Here is a 20,810-nt window from a genome sequence, read left to right as displayed (position 1 = left end):
AGCTTTTGAAAAATGCAGACACTATTCCACATCCCCCTTCTCTATCCCCAAACAATCCCCGTAATACCCTTTCGATCTTATTTCCTTGCCCCTTTAACTATCTTTAATTCTGCGCTATAAAAGCGGTTTCATAAAGTTGAAAAACTCCAGAATGATATGTAAAAATTAAAGATCGCAAGAAAAAACGACCTCCGTGAGGCTTGAAAATCCTTAAGATTTGAACAAAAAAAAGGAAACATTCCCGTGACCAACGTTCGTGAACCCTCCACTTGAACGTGATACCCGGGAACATTTCCTAAATCCTACGCCTTTTCTTTTTTATACATATTTCGAAGTTCTGTTGGAGATATGCCTGCTGATTTTTTGAACTGGCGATAAAAATACGCTGGATCTAGATACCCTACTTCAGCTGCAATTTCATTGGTTAATAACGTAGTTTGAAGCAGCAGTTGTCTTGCTTTTTCAATTCGGAATTGGTTCACATAATCAGAGAAGCTTCGCCCCATCTCCTTCTGAAATAGCTGTCCCAAGTAAGTAGGATGCATATTCATTCGCTGACTGAGCGTCTTCAGAGATAGTTCTTCTCTATAATGTTTGCTCACTTGATCCACCATATATCTCATATTCGGACTGAGTTCATCACTCACTAGCGATAATTGGTCCAGCGTTTCATTCACACTTTCCTGCACATGATGAAGCAACTGCTCAATGGTATGGATGCGTAGCAAAGGATTAAACACAGCACTGAAATTACAGTTCTTCTCCATATTCTTAGCGATCAACATTAATTCAATCGCCACGTTGTAATTATCAATGCGTGTAATCACGCCACATCCGAACAGCTTTTGGAATGTTTCTGCGATAAATTGATTTGCCGCCTCACGCTCTCCTGATAATAATAGTTTAGTAAATGCTTCATAATCAATTTCGAGCTTTTCCTCGTGTAACACCATCTTCGACAGTTGGTCCACATCTATAATCGGGTAGCCCGGCAGCATCAGATGATCCACATATAAACTTTTCGCTTTTTTATAACTTTGTGGTACTTCTTGAAAAGTATATTCCTTACTTCCTATCGTAATCCAGACAGACTTTCCTAATTCATGCATAATCTCACATTGCACTTGTTGCAGCATGCAATACATTTCTTCTTTGTTCTCATCTTCAGCCGACTCCGCAACAATAAGAACAAGATCACCTTCCATATCTATAAATACAATAACTGTTCCGCGCTCTGCTACGGACTGCACAGCGATACGATAACATTCTTCCATAAGTTGATTAGGGTGCAGTTGACCCTCATCCTCCTCATGTTCCGTAATAAGCCGAATCGCAGCCACCGTAAAACATGAACAGTCCAGAGAAATATTTAAGACTTTTGAACGATGCAATAGCTCCTGTCGATCTATATTTCCAGTGACCCAACGATTTAAAATATTGTTACGTAAAACTTGCTGATCCTCCTTCGCATGAAATTGTTCAACATCCTCTTGATTGAGGACCTCAACAATTTGCTCAATGGTCGATTCCAATTCTTTTATATTAATGGGTTTAAGAATATAATTCTCAATGCCTAGACTCATTCCAGCTTTTAAATACTCAAATTGTTCATAGCCGCTTAAGATAATAAATCTCATTTTTGAATCAAAAGACTTAATTTGTTGAATGAGTTCAAGTCCCGTCAGCTTTGGCATCGTAATATCTGTAATTAATATGTCAATGGCTTCGTTATGGCTATGCAGAAATTCTAAAGCTTCTTCCCCATTACTCGCTTGCCCTGCGATTCTTAGTCCATAATCTTCCCATTCGATCACTGAACGTAATCCTTCAAGAATAAGAGGTTCATCATCCACAATAAGTATGTTGTGCATTATTTAATACTCTCCCTTACCACTGGTATATTCATGATGACTGTTGTTCCTACACCGATCTCACTAGCAATCGATAATCCATATTCAATCCCATAATAAAGCTTAATTCGCTCATTCACATTACATAGTCCAAGCGAGGAAGGTGGTGCATCCATTCGCATACTGACTTGAAGTGTTTTTTGAAGTTCCGTTAGCTTGCTGGGAATAATCCCATTTCCGTTATCTCTAATAGCAATTTGAATGCTACCGTCTGATTCAGTTACTTCAATGCGGATTAAGTTATCGGAGCGTTCGGGCCTGAATCCGTGAACAATATAATTTTCAATGACCGGCTGAATCAGCAGTTTAACGATAGAACAATTCATAGCCACTGGACTTATTCGCGACTCGATTTGAAGCTTATCTTTATGCCTAATCTGAAACAGCTCAAGATATAGATTGCAATATTCAATCTCATCAGCGATGGTAACAACCATACTTTTCTTAATCATCGTTCGGAATAACGTAGATAAAATGTAAATCATCTGACCTACATCCTTCGCACCTTGCGAAATAGCCCGCATCCTTATAGCTTCAAGCGTATTATATAAAAAATGTGGATTAATCTGCGATTGAAGAGCAACGAGTTCTGCATTTTTTTGCGTAATTTCTGAAATGTAAACTTTATTAATATACAGCTCTAGTCTTTCACACATATAGTTAAAATTGTTGGCAATAAGCTGCAATTCATCCTCCCGGTTAAGATGAATGCGCGTGCTTAAGTCACCTTCCTGTAAGCGCTTCATAGATTTGACAATGATCTTCACTTTTTTAGAGAAACGTAAAATTATTCCGTATGTAATGGACATTGCCGCAACAATTAGTGCTGCCGTAATCCCGATAATCCAATTTCGTACTACCATCATTTCTTTATTGACCTGCGACTTCTGAATGATCCCTGCCACAATAAGACCTGAGCTATTCGTTGTATTTAAGTTAACTTTGGATAATCCATCCAGTGCAGTCCAGTTGTCTGAATAAAGACCAGCGATATGCGGATACTGCTGTCCCATATACCTTCCTAAGGAATCATATATGACGTCACCGCTTGGTGTTAGAACCAACACTTGACCATTATTCTCTGTACCTTTCGTACCAAGCCATTTTGAAATAAGTTCAGCATCAAAATCTATAATGAGCATACCGATCGTTTTCAATGAAATCGGATCTTTAAGCTCCCTAGTCATCGTATACAAATTGTTATTGTCTTCCCTTATTTCCTTAAGTAATAATTTTTTTTCATGCGAAACCCAACCATTCTTGGGTATGGGTGATTTTTGCTCCGAAATATCTATATCTCTTTTGTAGAGCTGTCGTGTATTATTTTTATATAAATAATAAAATTCTTTCTCAGTGCTGTATAAGATAACGTCAGAGATACCACTTTTCTGATTCAAATACGTTTTGAAGTAAGTATCGAATGTATGGGGTACGAAGCTACCAATTTCAGCAAACTGATCTAAACGATATTTAAGATAATCTCCATAATCATGTTGCAAAAAGTAGGACAAATCCTCACTTACAGAAGCATCACTATAAATTTGCTGGATGGCCAATTGAATCCCTTCGTACTGCTGATTCATATATAAACTCACGTAATCCAGTACCTCTCGATTAGCATCAACATGTTGACGCGTGATCGTCTGTTCATAGTATTTATAAACGGTAATGGAAGAGGCAATAAGCGTAATAATGATGATGGATGAATATATAGCTAAAATTTTATTAAACAGTTTTTTTCGTAAATGATTTTGATAAAATTTCTTTATATTCAACAAATTCACCTTCCTTCAAAATCTAGCCTTTAGGATTAGAAGCTTAACACCACCTTTCTTTTTGTGCAATGGGAGCGCATTCATTTTTAGATGTAAATCTTTCCTCCTTGCAACCTTTTTCTTTATCATGAGTTTACATCTCGCTAAAAATCGTCTATAGTTGGTTTCTACCCCCCAAACAAACCTGTAATCACCCTATAAGTCTTATAATCCTCGTCCCCCATCAAGATAATGGAGGGCTATTACTCATGTTTCTAACCAAACGTAAACTCAACTCCCAACTAAACGAGATTTCCGAATATCGTTACCGGGATCGAATACACATTCCTTTTTTCAATTCTATGATAGACGAACATGGTGAAATTGCAGCGGAACCACCCGTGGATGGAGAATGGTCTAAGCTACAAGTTGGCGATACCTGGAAAGGCCGCGATTTGTATTTATGGCTAACGACACAGATAGACGTACCCGCCTCTTGGGCAGGACGCAGGGTACTGGGTCGATTTGATTTTGGCGAGACGGGTGCCGGAAACAACTCCGGCTTTGAATCTTTATTCTTTTACAATGGTAAACCCTATCAAGGTGTAGATTCCAATCATACAGAAGTGTTCTTGCCGGATGAAACGGTAGGTACGCAGCTTCCACTTACCTTCCGTTTATGGTCGGGTCTAGAAGGTGGCGGTCCTAAAAAAGATCAAACACATGGCATTCGTATGGCAGAAATTTGTTGGCTGGACGATGCAACGGATGATTTCTACTTTACTGCACTTGCTGTAGTTGAGACGCTGAACGTACTCGATTCAAAAACACCAGAATATACACAGCTGCTAAGTACAGTAGACCGCTCGTTTCTTCTGATTGACTGGTCTCGTCCAGGCTCAGAGGTCTTCTACGCTTCGATTGAGGAAGCTCGTAATTATTTGCGTGATGAAATTAATAAAATGGAAAAGTCTTCGCCAGTTACTGTTACCTGTATTGGTCATACCCATATTGATGTAGCTTGGTTATGGCAATTGAAGCATACCCGTGAGAAATGTGCGCGTTCCTTCTCGACCGTACTCCGTCTGATGGAAATGTTCCCGGACTACACTTTTTTACAGACTCAACCTCAGCTCTATGAATATATCAAAAACGATTATCCAGAAATCTACGAGAAGATTCGTGAACGTGTATCTGAAGGACGCTGGGAAGCTGGCGGTGGTATGTGGCTCGAGGCAGATTGCAACTTGACCTCAGGTGAGTCTCTTGTCCGTCAATTGCTATATGGTACTCGCTTCTTACGTAATGAATTTGGTGTTGAATGTGATTATTTATGGCTGCCGGACGTATTTGGCTATAGCTGGTCCTTGCCACAAATTCTAAAAAAATCAGGAATCAATACATTCATGACCACGAAAATTAGCTGGAATCAATACAACCGCATGCCACATGATACCTTCCAATGGCGCGGTATTGATGGCACTGAAGTATTAACACACTTCATTACAACACCAGAGCCTTGGTCTGAAGAAGATTCTTGGTTCTACACCTATAATGGCCGCATCATTCCTAAGACTGTAAAAGGAATTTGGGATACGTACCGGGATAAAGAAGTGAATCGCAATTTATTACTTTCTTACGGATATGGTGATGGCGGCGGCGGGGTTAACCGCGAAATGCTCGAGATGCGCCGCAGACTCAACGATCTCCCAGGACTACCGAAGATTGAAACAGGAACAGCAGGAGATTACTTCCGTAATCTGCAAGAAACCGTTGCTAATACAGATCGTTATGTCCATGTATGGGATGGTGAGCTTTACTTAGAATATCACCGTGGCACGTACACTAGCCAAGCCTACAATAAGCGGATGAACCGCAAGCTTGAACTGCTATACCGCGAGGCGGAATGGCTAAACGCACTGCAAAGTGTGGTGTCTGAAGATTGGTCGAACTATCGTCAGACCGATTTAGACGAGGGTTGGAGAATTATTTTGCGTAACCAATTCCATGATATTATTCCTGGTTCTTCAATTCGTGAAGTGTACGAAGACAGTACGATTGAATATGCTCAAGCCGAAGCCATTGGTCAATCTGTATGGGAACAATCTACAAAGGCACTAGTGAACGGAAGTGAAGCCGGTAAATATACCATCTGGAACAATGCTTCTTGGGAATTAACTGAGCTCGTAGAAATTACTATAGAGCCTGGCATGGAAACAGGACATTGGATAAACACAGAAGGTAAACCATTACAAGCTCAGCGTGAAGGTGACCGTTGGATCATTGAAGTGTCCGACATTCCTTCTCTCGGATACACCACCATCTCCTTCGTGGCAGATGTGAATTCTGAGCCACTAAGCACTCCATTCAAGCTGAATGAATCAGGAATTTCAACGCCTCACCTTGAAATAGCGTGGAACGAGCAAGGTCAATTGTCATCCATCTATGATAAACACGAACAGCGTCAAGTATTAGCTAATGGAAGTCACGGTAATGTGTTCCAAGTGTTTGAGGATAAACCATTAGCACATGAAGCTTGGGACATTGACATCTACTATCAGCAAAAAATGCGCGAAGTGATCGACTGCACTAGCATTGAAGTCATAGAAAATGGTTCATTGCGTTGTATTGTGCAATTCACATGGAGCTATATGGATTCCACGATTAAACAGCAAATGATCTTACACGCTGGGCATCGTCGTATCGACTTCGTGACGAACGTAGACTGGCATGAGAAAAAACAGCTAATGAAAGTAGCCTTCCCTGTTGCGATACGAGCTACCGAAGCCACTTATGATATCCAGTTCGGTAATGTTAAGCGTCCAACACACTGGAACACTAGCTGGGATTACGCTAGATTCGAGACTGTGGGTCATCAGTGGGCAGATTTATCAGATCGTGGTTATGGCGTTAGCTTGCTGAACGACTGCAAATATGGCTACGACATCAAGGATAATGTAATGCGTCTATCCCTAATCAAATCGGCAACACACCCTGACCCTGATGCGGATCAAGGCGAACATTCATTCACCTACTCTATCCTGCCTCATACTGGGGATTGGCTACAAGGTGATACCGTTCGTCAAGCCTGGTCCATCAACAATCCACTGCGGAGCACCATGGGGCAAGCTGAAGTAGAAACAAAGTCCATGATTCGTCTTTCTACGAATACGGTTATGGTATCTGCCCTTAAGAAATCTGAAGATGGTCAAAAATTAGTCGTACGTGTTCACGACTATTCCGGAAGCCGCCAGCAGATTGATATGACGAGCGACTTGAAAATTATTTCGTGGCAAGAATGTAATCTAATGGAACGTCCTGAAGGTGAGGTTCACACTGAACCTGTCATTACCTTTGTACTTGAACCTTACGAAATTAGAACATTTGAAATCGAAGTGTAGAATCTAATTAAATGAAGTAACATACAAAATCGGGGTGTCCCCGTAGCCATGTATAAAAGGCTGCGAGGACATCCCGTTTTTCGATTATGATTGTTTATTTTGAATTTAAGTATACACATTGCGCAATGAGTTAACGTAGCGTATACTCCAATTAAGGGAGAGATGTATATGAGAAGAATGGGGAAAATTACGATATTCACATGCATTGGATTATTGAGCCTTGCTTTGATTGCTATTCTTGCGATTAGCGCTTTTGTGATCAAGAGACCGGCCACCGCCACCCCCGTAATCACGGAAGTGAAGCCTTATGAGTGGAATAAAGTCAAGCTGGACGGAAATGTCATTTCAAGTGATGGATCAGAGTATTTTATCTGGAATAAAAAGGGGGAGACTAATAACTGGATCATCTTCTTTTCCGGGGGAGGGGCCAGTTGGGATGCCCAAAGCGCCGCGCACCCAATCAAGCTAATGAACTTCATTAAAGGTGGAGATACGGGCAACTATTTCCAGAACATCCCCTTCTATATGCTGACATTGCTGAGAGGCATGATGGATACGGATAACCCTGCCAATCCTTTTCATGGATGGAATGTGGTCTACCTTCCCTATTCGACGGGTGATTTCCATATCGGTAACCGTACGGCTGAATATAAAAAAGAGGACGGCAGCACCTTTACAATGCGTTATAACGGCAGCAATAATGTGCGAAGCAGCCTTGATTGGATATATGCCAACGTGGAAAAGCCCGGCAAACTGCTAATTGCAGGTGAAAGTGCTGGTGGATTCGGGTCCGCCTTCTGGGCTCCGGAGATCGCCTCTCATTACAAAGACTCCGAGATCTTCCAATATTCAGACAGTTCCTTCCTGAAATCAGACAAGTGGCCAAATGTTATGAATAAGGAATGGCAGGCAGACTTCGTTAAGAACTTTGGATATACCCCCGAAGCGGATATCATCGGGGCAGCATTTAAAGCGAACGGTCATCTACTGCCTGCGAATGCGGTAATATTGCAATCCTACTCGGTATTTGACGAGATTCTGATCCACTTTCAGAACAACATCAACGATTACAAGGGGCCCAGAGATCAACGCATTATTAATGAATGGTCACAGGAAATGCGGCAATCTGTATCTTCTTTGGCTGCCACTTTACCTAATTATTATTACTATCTGACCGACTATGGGCTAAATGCTAAGACGGGTACAACCCCGCACACTTTTGCAACCAGAGAGACCTTCTTTCAGGCTGAACAAGATGGTGTGAAGCTTCTGAAATGGCTAGGTGATGCAGTCAACCATCAGAAACCCTATTCAGTTGGGAGCAAGTTCCTCATAACATCGAAGCCAGCTCAGAAATAGCACAGAATTAGCGAAATACTCGCACAAGGCAGGAGAGAAAATTAATGAATTTGCGTGAAAAGCAGATGCAAATGACAAGGGAGATCATTAAGGAGACAGCGCTCAGCTTGTTCTGTGCTCAAGGTATTGAGCGCACGGATATGGCTCAAATTGCAGAACAAGCCGGGGTCTCTCGGCGCACTTTGTATCATCATTATAAGGACAAAGAAGAATTAGCCGCTCAAATCTATGTCCTTAACCTGGAGCGGATGTTTGGACAGCTGCTGTTTGATTTTGATTTTGAACAGCCGGTACAATCACTGGAGAACATTCTGGATAAATATTTGGCGCTAAGAGATCATCAGGAATCACTGATCTACTATGATGCCATTTTTGGAGTTTACTACAGCACGCTTTCTAAGAATCCTGCAGAACTGCCTGACTTTAAGAAGGCTATGGAAGGCTGGTATTCGCGACTTATACTTCTTGAGACAATAGCAGTGGCTCCAGAGGAAAAAAATAAGTGGTTGAACATTCTGCAGAAGTCCACCCACCTGTATTTCATGTATTTACAAAAAGCCGTTATTATTACGCATCAGCGGGGCGGTGTGGTTACGGAGGAAGACCGGGCAACGGACCGACAATTCAAGGATTTCATTATGCATGGCGTACGGCATTCCCGATGATTAAAAGGGTCTTTTCGTAATAGGTTTCATTTCGGTATAATATACCAATCGGTATTCGTACGGCTCTAGTTATATGGAAGGAGCAATGGCTGAAATGGACATTGGCAAATATGAGAATCTAGTTCCGAATGTTTTTTTGTTCGTCGACCGCAGATCCTTCCCGGATTGGGAGATAACGAGGAGCAAAATTGATTTCCATGACCTTACCTTCATTGTGGAAGGGAAATCGAACTATTTTATTAATGGGGAGAAATTTACGGTTGAAGCTGGTGATATGCTCTATGCACCTTCCGGAAGTATTCGGGAAGCGCAGACTTTTAAGGAGGCACCCATGCGTTCTTTTGCGTTTAATTTCTTCTGGGAGGGGGAGGACAATCATGTGCAGCTCCCTTTTGAGGCCGTAACCAAAAACTGGAGAACTAAAGAGATCCTAGCGGACATCAAAGATTTCTCGCATGTATGGATGGGCAAACAGCCTTTTTATAAAATGAAGGCCAGAGCCATTTTTCAACTGATTGTGTATCGCCTGTTAAGCATAACCCACCATCAAAAGACACCTCTGATCGATCTGAGAATCCAAAAAGTAATGACCTATATTATGGATCATTATTCGGAGGAAGTTACGATCAAGGAACTAGCTGATTTGGTTGCCTTAAATCCTGTATATCTTGGCAAGCTGTTCAAGCAAAACACTGGTTCCACCTATAAAGAATTTATAAACAAAGTACGGGTGAGCAATGCCGAGATGATTCTGTCCGCAGGTGGCTTCAATGTGTCCGAAGTAGCGGAGCACTGTGGTTATCAAGATGTCGCCTACTTCAGTAATGTTTTCAAAAATATCAAGGGTTATCCTCCGTCATCTGCCTTGAAATAACGGATGACCCTGAACCATTCGGGGATTCAGCCCTTCAATTAGCTCTAACTATGAATTAGTGCGTCCCCCTAGTATAGAAGCTCTCCTCTGGGCCTAAATAGGAATACGGCAGCTCCGCAGCGGACAACACAAGCTTTTGCAGGACCAGGCCCGCATCCAATCCGTAAAAGCGGAGGGTATGGATCCCCTTCGTTAAAGCATGAATGGTGGTCACGGTATGGATATTATTCATAACCGCGCGGCACCACGGTTCATTATCATGATTGCCGCCCGCAAAATCCGTAGGTAAAGCATCCGTAATCACTGCCGTCTGTGCATCGAAGCCTACCGCATATTTTAATCCACTGAACTGTGACAGGTTGTTTGTCGGAGCAATATACGCGGTTAAGCTGTAATCTGCATTCTGCTGTACTAAAACCTGATATTCCAGATAAGGCGCATTCTCCGGCTGTTCAAAAGATACCGTATCCGGAAACATTTTAACCGAGGATAAAGAACGCCCATAGTTAGCAATGGTCTTCCATTCCACCCCTGATTGTGCAACACGACTTGAGGTATGCTCCGCTTCAATGGACACTGTATTATGCGTCTCGATAAAGGTCATCGCTGGCACATCCTGAATGTCAGTCCAGTCCACAGCTACATTCACCTTAACGATGCCCCCGGCACCAGAGAGTGTAATTTCACCCGTCGATATCTCGTGAACCTTTTCCCAATCTACAGAAACCTGTAAGGTCTCCCCAGCCTTGATCCACCCCGATGTTTTCTCAAGCTTGATCCAAGCTGCACTGCTACTTGCCTGATATTCAAAGCCCGCTTCTCCACCGTTGCTGATAGTAATGCAATAGTTTTCTTTTTGCAGATTTGTAAATACAGGAAGCTTTGCCGTACCCGAAATATACGCTTGCTCCGTACCTTCCACATCAATAATCATTATAGAACCTTTGTCAGGAATCAAAGTGCTCTCCTCTGGATATTTCCACCCCTCTGCATTCCAGTGAACATACCCGACATGAGGGGAACTCATCATTCCTTGCCATTTTCCTTCTGTAATCTCGTTATTATAAACCTGCTCCAGGTGTTTATCCCTATCGATGGCATCATGAGTCAGAGCAGCGTAAGTATTTGCCAATACACTGCCTCGTCCAGCATATAGCTCGTTAAGTCCAGCATATATTTGCATTTTGAGCACATTGGCTGAGGCAGCAGCAGGGAAATATACAAGCTGGTAGTACGCATCTTTTAATGATTCAGGAATAAGAGCATAGTATTGGTCAGTGGCATTCTCCATCCTAATCGCCTGCTTCAGCACTCTCTGTGCCTCATTGTAATGGATTGGACTGAAGGTTGACGGATAAATAATCTCCGGCTTGCGGCGGCCGTTCATTCGGGTATACTCACTCAGCAATTGCGCGATGCCCAGGCATGTCTCATGTTCCAGTGCATATCCGAACTGCTGCTCTACCCAACGATTGGTATATTCCTCAGTCCGATTAATCGCTCCAGTACCCCAAGCTTCAAAGTCATAGGCCAATTCCATAAAGTAGGAAATAGGCAATTCCATAGGCTTCAAATCCCCGACGTTCACAATCCATACATCACGGATGCCATAGTCGAATGCCATACACATTTGCTCCCAAACCTTCTCCAGCGGAATCGTGTTTAACCATTCATAGGAATGTGGACCCCCATGATAGTCAAAATGATAATACATCCCCCACCCTGCTCTTCGATCGCGTTCGTGTTCCGTTGGGATTTTGCGGAGATTGCCAAAGTTATCATCTGCCAGCAGGATCGTAACCTCATTCAGGACTTCCCAGTCCTTCAAGCCTTCAACCTCAGCAGTGCCATACCAATACTTCTCCACTTCCTTGTATACGGCTAGAATTTGGGGCGAGTGCTCAAGATTATATTTCTTTAATAATTCTTTTTGCGTAAGGATGATGTCCTTCAGCAGGTCAATATTCTCCTGGTCGGAGCCCTCCAGCGCAGAATCACTTTCTCCCCGCATCCCTAATGTAATTAAATTGTCAAAATCCTGATTCCGTTTGATTCCATCTTCCCAGAAATCCGTAATAGCCTGTTTGTTTCGGGCAAAGTCCCATAAGTTACTTGTTCCATATTGGTTGTATACCTTCTGCCATTCACTGCCTGCCCGAAATAAAGGTTCATGATGGGAGGTTCCCATTATAATGCCGTATTCCTGTGCATGCTGGGCGTTGGCGATTGGATTGCTTTTACCGTTAAGGCTGAATTCGGCACTCCACATCGCTGGCCATAAATAATTCCCCTTTAATCGAAGAATTAGTTCAAACACCTTGTCATAGAAATCTTCATTAAAATCACCAAATCTTTGAGTTACCCAAGAGCCCAAGGACGGCCAGTCGTCATTCAAAAAAATCCCTCTGTATTTAACCGAAGGTTCTTTGGAAATCCTATGTAGCTGGCTATCAGGTAAGATCAAATCTGCTTTTTTCTCTGGTATAACATCTGCCCAATATTTCCACGGACTAACGCCAATTTTTTCAGAGATAGAATAAATCCCGTACATCGTCCCGCGTTTATCGCTTCCCACAATGACGAGCGCCTTGTCCACTCCTGCTGTCGGTTCTTCAACTACCTGAATTTTATAACATTCCCTTTTCCCTTGGATGGCGGACACATCCACTGTCCCCTTCGCAATTAAACGATCAATAAGCTCATTACTGCCGATCGATCCAGCAATTATAACGGTTCCATCCAATGCCTTCAATTGTGCATGTATTTCAGGTTCAACCTCTGTTACCTGTTTAACATCTGCTGCAAAAGACTGAGCCACGCGGCGCAAACCGGCATAATCCTTCCCTTTGGGATCCACGTAAATCTTAGCAGCTTTGCCCTGCTTCACAAGGATTAATTCCTGCGTAGGCATGATTATTCTCCCCTTAAGCATCCTATTTTCGTATGACTAGGCACATTATATAAGTAAGCGATTTCAACTTCCATGTGTAAACTAGCAAGTTTTTGTAATTATTAAATGAAACTTTGTTTATCGGTTGAACAATCTAGATAATTGGTGTTACTGTTAACAGGTATTCCCTTGTAACAGAATCATTTCTTTGCAAGCGCATTCATAACAAGAGAACCTTATAAAGCGAGGATGATCCATATGGAAAAGAATAACGAACTCATTGCAGGCGAACAGATTGAAGGTCCGAAGGCTCCAAAGGACCCGGCTGATCGTAGAAACGGCTTTTTTGTGCTGTATGAAACAGCAATTGAAGCAACAGCAAGAGCCGAAGGCAAACCCTCACAGGAATTTTATCTGGAAGGTAACTATCTGATCGATAAGACCAGATTTATAGGCGGCGTCACAGATAAAGCAATTCTGGAGCTTCTGGGGAGCAGTGCAGGATTTCGCAAATTAGTCCACAGTATTGGAGTATCCGTGAGAAGGACTAACGCGCAGGAAGATCCAGTCACTTTTTTATTGCAGCACTGGGGCAAAACTAGTAAATATGAAACCGGCAGTTATTTACGTGTACCCTGCCCCGCCGATGGTTCAGAGGTTATTTTGAAGTTAGCAGATTATCCGGGTTCTGAAGAAGATGATGTGCTCGGAAAATTTGCTTTTGAATTTAATCACGCAGGCGAACTGGCGATTGCGAGTGTTATTTTTTATTTGCATGATGGCTATTCTGTTCCAGAGCTAATCCTTGAACCACCAGTTGCTTTTGAATCGAATGAGTACCAAAAGATCATTACACAATCCTTGCTGCACGCTGGTAATAATAAAAGATTAAAAGCTGCCATAAATAAGGCTATAAAGGGCGAGGAAGTCACGATCGCTTATATTGGAGGTTCCATTACTCAAGGAGCCGGTGCTAAGCCGATACACACGGAATGTTATGCCTATCAGTCGTATTTAAGATTTAAAGACTTATTAGGCACAAAGGGTGGCGAGAACATCCATTTTGTGAAGGCTGGGGTCGGCGGAACACCCTCCGAGCTTGGCGTCATCCGTTATGAAAGAGATATTCTTAGAGACGGTTCCGTATCACCAGATATCGTGGTAGTGGAATTTGCGGTAAACGACGAAGGAGATGAAACGAAAGGCAATTGTTTTGAAAGCTTATGCTTAAAAATACTTTCCGCCGATCATCAGCCAGCCGTAATCCTTCTGTTCAGTGTGTTTATGAATGACTGGAACCTGCAGGATCGGCTCTCCCCCATTGGCCGCCATTATAATCTTCCTATGGTTAGTGTAAAGGATGCCGTATCCGAGCAGTTCCGCCTGAGTAAAGCTGAAGGCAACATCATCTCTAAACGGCAATTTTTCTATGATATCTATCATCCGACAAATGAGGGGCACCGGGTAATGGCTGATTGTCTCGCTTATTTATTCACCGAAACCCATAAATCACTAATGAATGAAGATGAGATCTTATTGGATCAACGACCAGTTATCGGGAATGATTTTGCAGGAACCCTCCTGCTGGATCGAAAAAACTATTTTGACGCAGGTAAGATCGAAGTAGGCGGATTTTCGGGGATCGATACCGATTTGCAGCGGGTAGAAATGGATGCTGACTCTCACGGTACTCCGGAATTCCCTCATAATTGGATGCATTCAAGAGCGTCTGGAGAAGAAAGCTTCAAGCTGACAATAACGAGTAAAAATCTCATCCTCATATACAAGGATTCCGGCAGCAGCGAATTCGGCAAAGCGGATATCTTCGTAGACGGCAGCCTTGCAGTTACTGCTGATCCTCACGTGAACAACTGGACACATTGCAATCCGGTAATTCTATATCAAAACGAAGCTAGCAGTGAGCATCAGATAGAAATCAAAATGGTACCCGAAGATCAGGATAAGTGTTTTACTATACTAGGCTTCGGTTATACCCCTTAATCAGTTGCACCAGTTGCAAGACAGCCCCGATGTATTCTTCATCGGTGCTGTCTTTATTGTATCGCTTGGAATTTAGTCCATTTCCCACTAATATACCGCCAAATAAACAATGCCGACTTAATCAACCAATCACAATGGACAGAATTGCTCTCATTCTTGCTCTCCTTACTCCAGCTCGGTCCCTATCCCCTTTTCTCTCGCCTTGTTCACGTAATACACCGCTGTAGCGATATCAAAGACGGCCATCCCCATCGGGCAAAAGAAGATCGGTTCATCTTCGCCGAATTCAGCTAGGCTGTGGCGCAAGACAACATCGGTAATCATCTGGGTGTCAGCACGAGTGAGCCCCTGCTCCAAATGAAGCTGCTCAATATCCGTATTCTCACGGCACGCTTCATCCCAATCGTCGACGATAATGGCTTTTAACGAAGCTAACGCCTCCGGCTTATAATCGCGCAGTGAAACATTCAACAGAAGACTACCTTTTTCAGGATACAGATTGATATACCGATGTTCGGATACAGTACAAGTAATAAAGATATTCGAATGCTGATAAACGTCCGCCCACGTCTTAGCCACTTCCATCCTATCTCTAAAGAGAGATGAGATTCCTGATAAGTCTACTCCCTTGATATCGAAAATCCGGATACGTTCGACTCGATCCCCGTACAAAGCCGTAACCATTTGACAATGATACTGCCCAATTGGTCCCCAGCCGATAATGCCTAGATGAATCCGCTCCACTGAACGCGCCAGCAAAAAGTAACGAATCATCAGTCCGCTGATGGAAGCCGTCCTAATAATACTGGGAAGCGGAGAGTTCAAGACGGCTGAAGGCCGGCCTGTACTTGGTTCATTCAATACAATGATGCTATGCGCGCGAGGAAGATCAGCCTCAGTATTATCTGGGAAGCTAGAAATCCACTTTATCCCTGCCGCGTTCACCTCTCCCCCTACGTAAGCGGGCATTGCAATAATTCGGTTTTGTGGACTCTTATACCTTAGGTAAGGCTTTATCGGCTGGACATAATCACCTGAATCGATGATACCCACAGCGGTTTCTACCGACTCCACAAGAATAGGCCAATCAACACCTACTGCCCGTATATCTCGATCATTTAAGTACAGCATACTGTCACCTCCTTATGAAACATATCGTTTCTTACATCTCAGGGAGATCGTCACATTCAGCCAACAGCTCCTGACCGAATTGGTTCTGAATCCATGAGTCAGAATATACGGTATCGAGGTAACGCTCTCCCTTATCATGCAGTATGACTGCGCAGACAGCTCCCGGAGTCAATTCTGGCTCCATCTGCTTCACGGCGGCAATGACTCCACCGGAGGATGCGCCAGCCAGGATGGATTCGTTCTGCGCCAACATCCGGCAACCTTTTACTATATCTGAATCCGAGACATGCACGATATGGTCGATTATATCTGTTCTGCAGAAAGGTGGCACGATGCCGGCACCCAGTCCTGGGAAGCGCCGTGTACTCTTATTTCCGCCAAAAATCGCGCTTCCCTCTGCATCGACAGCCACGATCTTGGTCCGAAGTCCGTGATCTCTTGCGTATTCCGCAAGACCCCGTATGGTTCCGCATGTACTAACGCTGCAAAATAAATAATCCACTCGTTCAAGATCAGTCACGATTTCTTTCATTGTCGTATGGTAGTGGGCTAAATAATTATTTGCGTTCGCATACTGATTCGGCCAGTAGCTGCCCGGTATCTCCGCCAACAACTGCTGCACACGTTTCAGTCTAGCAGGAAGAAACTCCCCTGTTACGGGATCAGGATTGGCGACATAGTCGATTTTGGCATCCAACGCCTTCAGAATTTGCAGATTCGTTTCCGTGGTTCTAGGATCAATAACGCTGATAAAACGCATCCCCAAATACTTACAAATCATGGCCAAGCTGATCGCCATATTACCAGAGCTTGATTCAATGATGGTGGTTCCCGGGCCTATTGTTTCTTCCTTCCATGCCTCTTGGATCATCCGCAGGGCGGGACGATCTTTGGCGCTTCCCCCCGGGTTCATCAGCTCCATTTTTGCATAGACGTCAAACTCACTTTTATAGAACAAGCTCTTCAGCTTGATTAAGGGTGTATTTCCGATAGTCGACAAAATACCATCAGTGAAGTCCATCTCTGCGCGATCTTTATCTTTCTGGTAATATAGCTTTTTGTTCTTAACCTTTCCGCTGTCCATTGACTCGTCTTTGCCTACTATAATGACCTCAATATCATCCAGCAGATGGTTTCGAATCATCATGCCGATTTCCGGAATGCATTCCCTAATTTCCTCTTTGATCTTCGGGACAATGGTGTTATCCGCAGATTTACTTTTGATATAAACGGTCAGCGCGTTCTTCCTCAATTTGACCCGAATGATCGCATCTTCAAGATGTCGGTATACGACCTGTTCGATATCGTACAGGCTTATTTTCTCCCCGTGCTTCAGCTCCCGACCCACCCGTTTGACGATGGAACTAAAGCTCTGCTTCTCCACACCATCTATCATCACAGACCTAAAGTCCCTTACAACGTCATAGGTAACGAAACGAATAGCTGGCAGCATTTTGCGAACCATGGAGGTAAGAACAAGAACACTTTCATCATTACTAAGCGGACTTAGTTCTTCGCCAATCTCCTGCGCCCCAACCCCTTCCGCAAAAATCCCATCAGCAAAAATATACCTGCCAAGATCATGTGAATAATAAGCAATCGTGCCTATTTCAATAGAGCCATACGTATCAATGATGTCGCGCGGTTCAAGACCGAACAGACGGGCCATATTCCGCTGCCACCCTAATGAGGCGATTTCCCCTACCAAAATAATCTTTCGGATTCCAAAAGCCTGCGGATCTCTAGTAGCATGTACGATATGATCAAGGATGGAAGGCATTGTGTAGAGTAAGTCAGGCTTGAAGGTTTGAAGCTGTTCAATATGCTGCTCAATCGGCAATTCGAAGGGAATTGAATGATGTTCCAATCCTAACCGCTCAAAAATGGACAGCGCAGTGTTCGCCGCATGCCCAGTACCCATATCCGCCAAAGCGCTAACACATCCGCTTCCCGCAATAAGATCACCGTACAGCTTCGTTTTAATATCTATATAGTGCTTATCGTCTTCCTTAGAGTAAAGTATCGCTTTTCGACGGCCAGTGCTTGTACCCGACGTCCTATATACGGTCAAAGAAGGATCAAAAGGTTGATTATAATAATAATTATCTAGTGTTGTCGACGTCATAAGCGGAAGCGTCTCTAAGCTAGAATTCGCTCTTTCGCCGCCGATCAGCCTCTTATACCAGGGAAATGCCTCAATTACTTCAAATAACTTATCCTGCAATTTGTCTTTGTCGAGCAGCATGATGGCCGCCTCCTGTTGACCGCTAGCTGCAGCCCATAGATAAATACCTACCATAATCATATGTAGAGTTCTTTCAGTGTGTTCTACGATTCGGTGGTTGCCCAATCAAAAGCTGAGGCATTTCCGTAATATAGCCTATGGATCTTTTGAGACGGAGGGACAAAATGATGAAGCAGATAAGTCGTATATCCAATAAGCTGACGAAGACAAGGGTGCTGGTTAGAAATCAAGAGTTAAATAAACATGTCCCGCTTACAAAAAAAATGGATAAGAACACTCTCTATGAAATGCTACAAAAATATAAGATGGTGTACATTAAGCCTTGCTGCGGATCTTTAGGACAGGGCGTGATACGGGTTGAACTTACTCGTGCACAATACAGCTATCAGTCCGGTACCCACGTACACAAATTCTCTAATTACGACACGGCATATCGGGCCCTCTTACGAGAAGCCCAAGGAAAGTCCTATTTAGTTCAAAAGGGGATCAGGCTGTTGGTGTACGATGGCCGCCCATTCGATATCCGGGTGATGGTGCAGCGAAATTCTAAAGGTGGGTGGGAAGCAACAGGGGTTGCAGGACGCGTGGCGCATCCTCGCAAAGTAGTTACAAACGGGAGTCAAGGAGGAACGATTTATCCGGTTGAGGAATTATTGAAAGCCTACACAAACACAGAGAATTGTACAATATTGATCCGATCCCTGAAGCAAATTGGAGTGAAATCCGCCAGACAGCTTAGCACTGTCTATCCTGGCCTTCAGGAAATCGGTGTAGATATTGCCTTAGATCAACGTCTCAAGCCATGGATCTTGGAAGTGAATACGGCTCCCGATCCGTGCCCGTTTACTAAGCTGAAAGACACCCGTATGATTGACCGAATTGTCAGATATGCAAAAGTATACGGTCGCACATACAATCTCAAGTGCATGAAATCAAAACAAGGGATGGTGTGAAGCATATTAGAATCTATATGCCGCGGCGAACTGTGCATTTACAAGTCCACAGCTCGCCTTTTGTACGGAGTATAGGGTCTGTGTATTCAGAGGATAGACGAAAAAAGACGAGAAATCCCCTCTTTAAATTTGATTATAAGGGACCTTTCTTTATAACGCTCAGGGGTAAGCTCTGTACTTAACTGGCTATCTTCATGAAACAATTCTTGAAGCTGTTTAGCAACTTGCTCATCATAAACAATTGCATTAACTTCGAAATTGAGTCTAAAGCTCCGGGAATCAATATTCATTGTCCCTACGGACGCTACTTCTTCATCTACCACAATCGTCTTGGCATGCAAGAAACCATTTTCATATAACAGAATTTTCGCTCCATAATTCAATAATTCACCTGCATACGCCCAAGTTGCCCAGTATACAAAAGGGTGGTCAGGTTTATTTGGAATCATAATCCGTACATCCACACCGGATAGGAGTGCAATTTTACATGCATCCATAAAACTGCTATCTGGAATGAAGTATGGCGTCTGAATATACACACTCCGTTTGGCGTTCAAGATCAGCTTAATATACATATTTTTCAGATGCTCAACTAGCGAGTTAGGACCACTAGACACAATTTGAGCGGGACTTGATCCGGCATGACCTCCAGTAGTAAAGGAAAATTGATCGAAGCTTACCTGCTCGTGTTTCCGGGCATGTTTCCAATCCAGAAGAAACCTGCCTTGAATTTGATTAACGGAACCACCCTTCATTCTAAAATGTGTATCCCGCCAATATCCAAACTTTTTATCTATCCCTAAGTATTCATTTCCCACATTAAATCCACCAATATAAGCAATTTCCCCATCGATGATACATAGTTTTCTATGATTTCGATTATTCATCCGAAAATTTATCGGTCTAAGCAGTGATGGAAAGAATACCTCTACTTCTCCACCAGCAGAAAGTAGTTCTTTAAAGAACTTAAGAGAAAGTCTCTTGGAGCCGATTTCGTCATAGAGAACCCTCACTTTTACGCCTTCTTTGGCTTTTTTAGTTAATTCATCTCTTAATTTTGTCCCTAAATCATCAGGCTGGATGATGTAATATTGAATGTTGACCTCTTTTTTGGCATTTCTAATATCATTAAATAAAGAGTCAAACTTTTGTTTACCATCGTTAAAAATAGCTATCTCGTTATCTGTTGTCATTAGCGCATTCGATGAAACAAGGTTCATATGAATTAAATCAGCATATTTCGTTAACAAAGCGTTCTGATTCTCGCGTTGATCCTTTAATGTAGCCAATTGATGATCTACAGTTGATTGTAGATATTTACTTTCTTCAGCTGAAAGGCCAAAGAAATTCTTTTTTGCTAAATTACGACCAAGAAAGAGATAAATAATAAAGCCCAAAATGGGAATGAAATAAAAAACCATAAGCCACGCCCACGTATAACCAATATCTCTCCTCTCAAAAAATAAAAAACCAGCAGAGAGCAATATGTTTATAATCATAACAAATGAAAGTATCCACGTGACCAGACTGCCGTTGTCCATAAGGAGTTCCTGCCTTTCTTATCTTTCTATAGATGTCGGTATTTCTAGTTTTGCCAAAAGTCAGTTTATTCATCGTCTGATAAATC

At 42.9% G+C, this 20,810-nt stretch carries 12 protein-coding genes; 6 read left to right on the top strand and 6 right to left on the bottom strand.

Features of this window, described 5'->3' with window-relative positions:
* Window positions 1–302: 302 nt before the first annotated feature.
* Both MHI27_RS10765 and MHI27_RS10760 read right to left on the bottom strand, forming a co-directional pair.
* On the bottom strand, window positions 303–1,871 hold the full coding sequence (locus MHI27_RS10765) for a response regulator transcription factor (RefSeq protein ID WP_149644027.1): 1,569 nt from the start codon (window positions 1,869–1,871) through the stop codon (window positions 303–305).
* Window positions 1,871–3,685, bottom strand: a complete 1,815-nt coding sequence (locus MHI27_RS10760) for a sensor histidine kinase (protein ID WP_340968820.1) — start codon at window positions 3,683–3,685, stop codon at window positions 1,871–1,873. The genes MHI27_RS10765 and MHI27_RS10760 overlap by 1 nt, the downstream gene beginning before the upstream one ends.
* A gap of 248 nt (window positions 3,686–3,933) precedes the next feature.
* On the opposite strand from MHI27_RS10760, the gene MHI27_RS10755 reads away from it, so the two are divergent.
* From MHI27_RS10755 to MHI27_RS10740, 4 genes are all read left to right on the top strand, one after another.
* Complete coding sequence (locus tag MHI27_RS10755; protein ID WP_405176227.1) at window positions 3,934–7,065, top strand: alpha-mannosidase; 3,132 nt, start codon at window positions 3,934–3,936, stop codon at window positions 7,063–7,065.
* Window positions 7,066–7,233: 168 nt separating this feature from the next.
* Window positions 7,234–8,424: a pectin acetylesterase-family hydrolase gene (locus MHI27_RS10750; protein WP_405176226.1), complete on the top strand. Its 1,191-nt coding sequence runs from the start codon at window positions 7,234–7,236 to the stop codon at window positions 8,422–8,424.
* 44 nt (window positions 8,425–8,468) lie between these two features.
* Window positions 8,469–9,089 carry a TetR/AcrR family transcriptional regulator gene (locus MHI27_RS10745; RefSeq protein WP_405176225.1) on the top strand — a complete coding sequence of 207 codons (621 nt, stop codon included), beginning with the start codon at window positions 8,469–8,471 and terminating at the stop codon, window positions 9,087–9,089.
* A 94-nt stretch (window positions 9,090–9,183) separates the two neighbouring features.
* The gene (locus MHI27_RS10740; RefSeq protein WP_405176224.1) at window positions 9,184–9,963 is read left to right on the top strand and encodes an AraC family transcriptional regulator; all 780 of its coding nucleotides are present in this window, start codon (window positions 9,184–9,186) and stop codon (window positions 9,961–9,963) included.
* Between the two features lie 55 nt (window positions 9,964–10,018).
* On the opposite strand, the gene MHI27_RS10735 is transcribed toward MHI27_RS10740, so the two are convergent.
* On the bottom strand, window positions 10,019–12,874 hold the full coding sequence (locus tag MHI27_RS10735) for a glycosyl hydrolase 115 family protein (protein WP_405176223.1): 2,856 nt from the start codon (window positions 12,872–12,874) through the stop codon (window positions 10,019–10,021).
* Between the two features lie 237 nt (window positions 12,875–13,111).
* Here MHI27_RS10735 and MHI27_RS10730 point away from each other — a divergent pair, with 237 nt between their 5' ends.
* On the top strand, window positions 13,112–14,854 hold the full coding sequence (locus MHI27_RS10730) for an SGNH/GDSL hydrolase family protein (RefSeq protein ID WP_405176222.1): 1,743 nt from the start codon (window positions 13,112–13,114) through the stop codon (window positions 14,852–14,854).
* A 165-nt stretch (window positions 14,855–15,019) separates the two neighbouring features.
* Here the strand turns inward: MHI27_RS10730 and MHI27_RS10725 are convergent, their stop codons facing one another.
* Window positions 15,020–15,985 carry a 2,3-diaminopropionate biosynthesis protein SbnB gene (locus MHI27_RS10725; protein WP_405176221.1) on the bottom strand — a complete coding sequence of 322 codons (966 nt, stop codon included), beginning with the start codon at window positions 15,983–15,985 and terminating at the stop codon, window positions 15,020–15,022.
* Window positions 15,986–16,016: 31 nt separating this feature from the next.
* Window positions 16,017–18,290 (bottom strand): 2,3-diaminopropionate biosynthesis protein SbnA, encoded by a 2,274-nt coding sequence (sbnA, locus tag MHI27_RS10720; RefSeq protein ID WP_405176220.1) that lies wholly within the window; start codon window positions 18,288–18,290, stop codon window positions 16,017–16,019.
* A 104-nt stretch (window positions 18,291–18,394) separates the two neighbouring features.
* Between sbnA and MHI27_RS10715 the strand changes: the two genes are divergently transcribed.
* The gene (locus MHI27_RS10715) at window positions 18,395–19,183 is read left to right on the top strand and encodes a YheC/YheD family protein (protein ID WP_341060362.1); all 789 of its coding nucleotides are present in this window, start codon (window positions 18,395–18,397) and stop codon (window positions 19,181–19,183) included.
* A gap of 86 nt (window positions 19,184–19,269) precedes the next feature.
* On the opposite strand, the gene cls is transcribed toward MHI27_RS10715, so the two are convergent.
* Window positions 19,270–20,724 (bottom strand): cardiolipin synthase, encoded by a 1,455-nt coding sequence (cls, locus tag MHI27_RS10710; protein WP_076298493.1) that lies wholly within the window; start codon window positions 20,722–20,724, stop codon window positions 19,270–19,272.
* Between the last annotated feature and the right edge of the window lie 86 nt (window positions 20,725–20,810).

Origin of the sequence: Paenibacillus sp. FSL H8-0261 (genome assembly GCF_045040645.1) — a bacterium.
Lineage (GTDB): Bacteria > Bacillota > Bacilli > Paenibacillales > Paenibacillaceae > Paenibacillus_AQ.
This window is presented reverse-complemented; position numbering and strand designations above follow the sequence as displayed.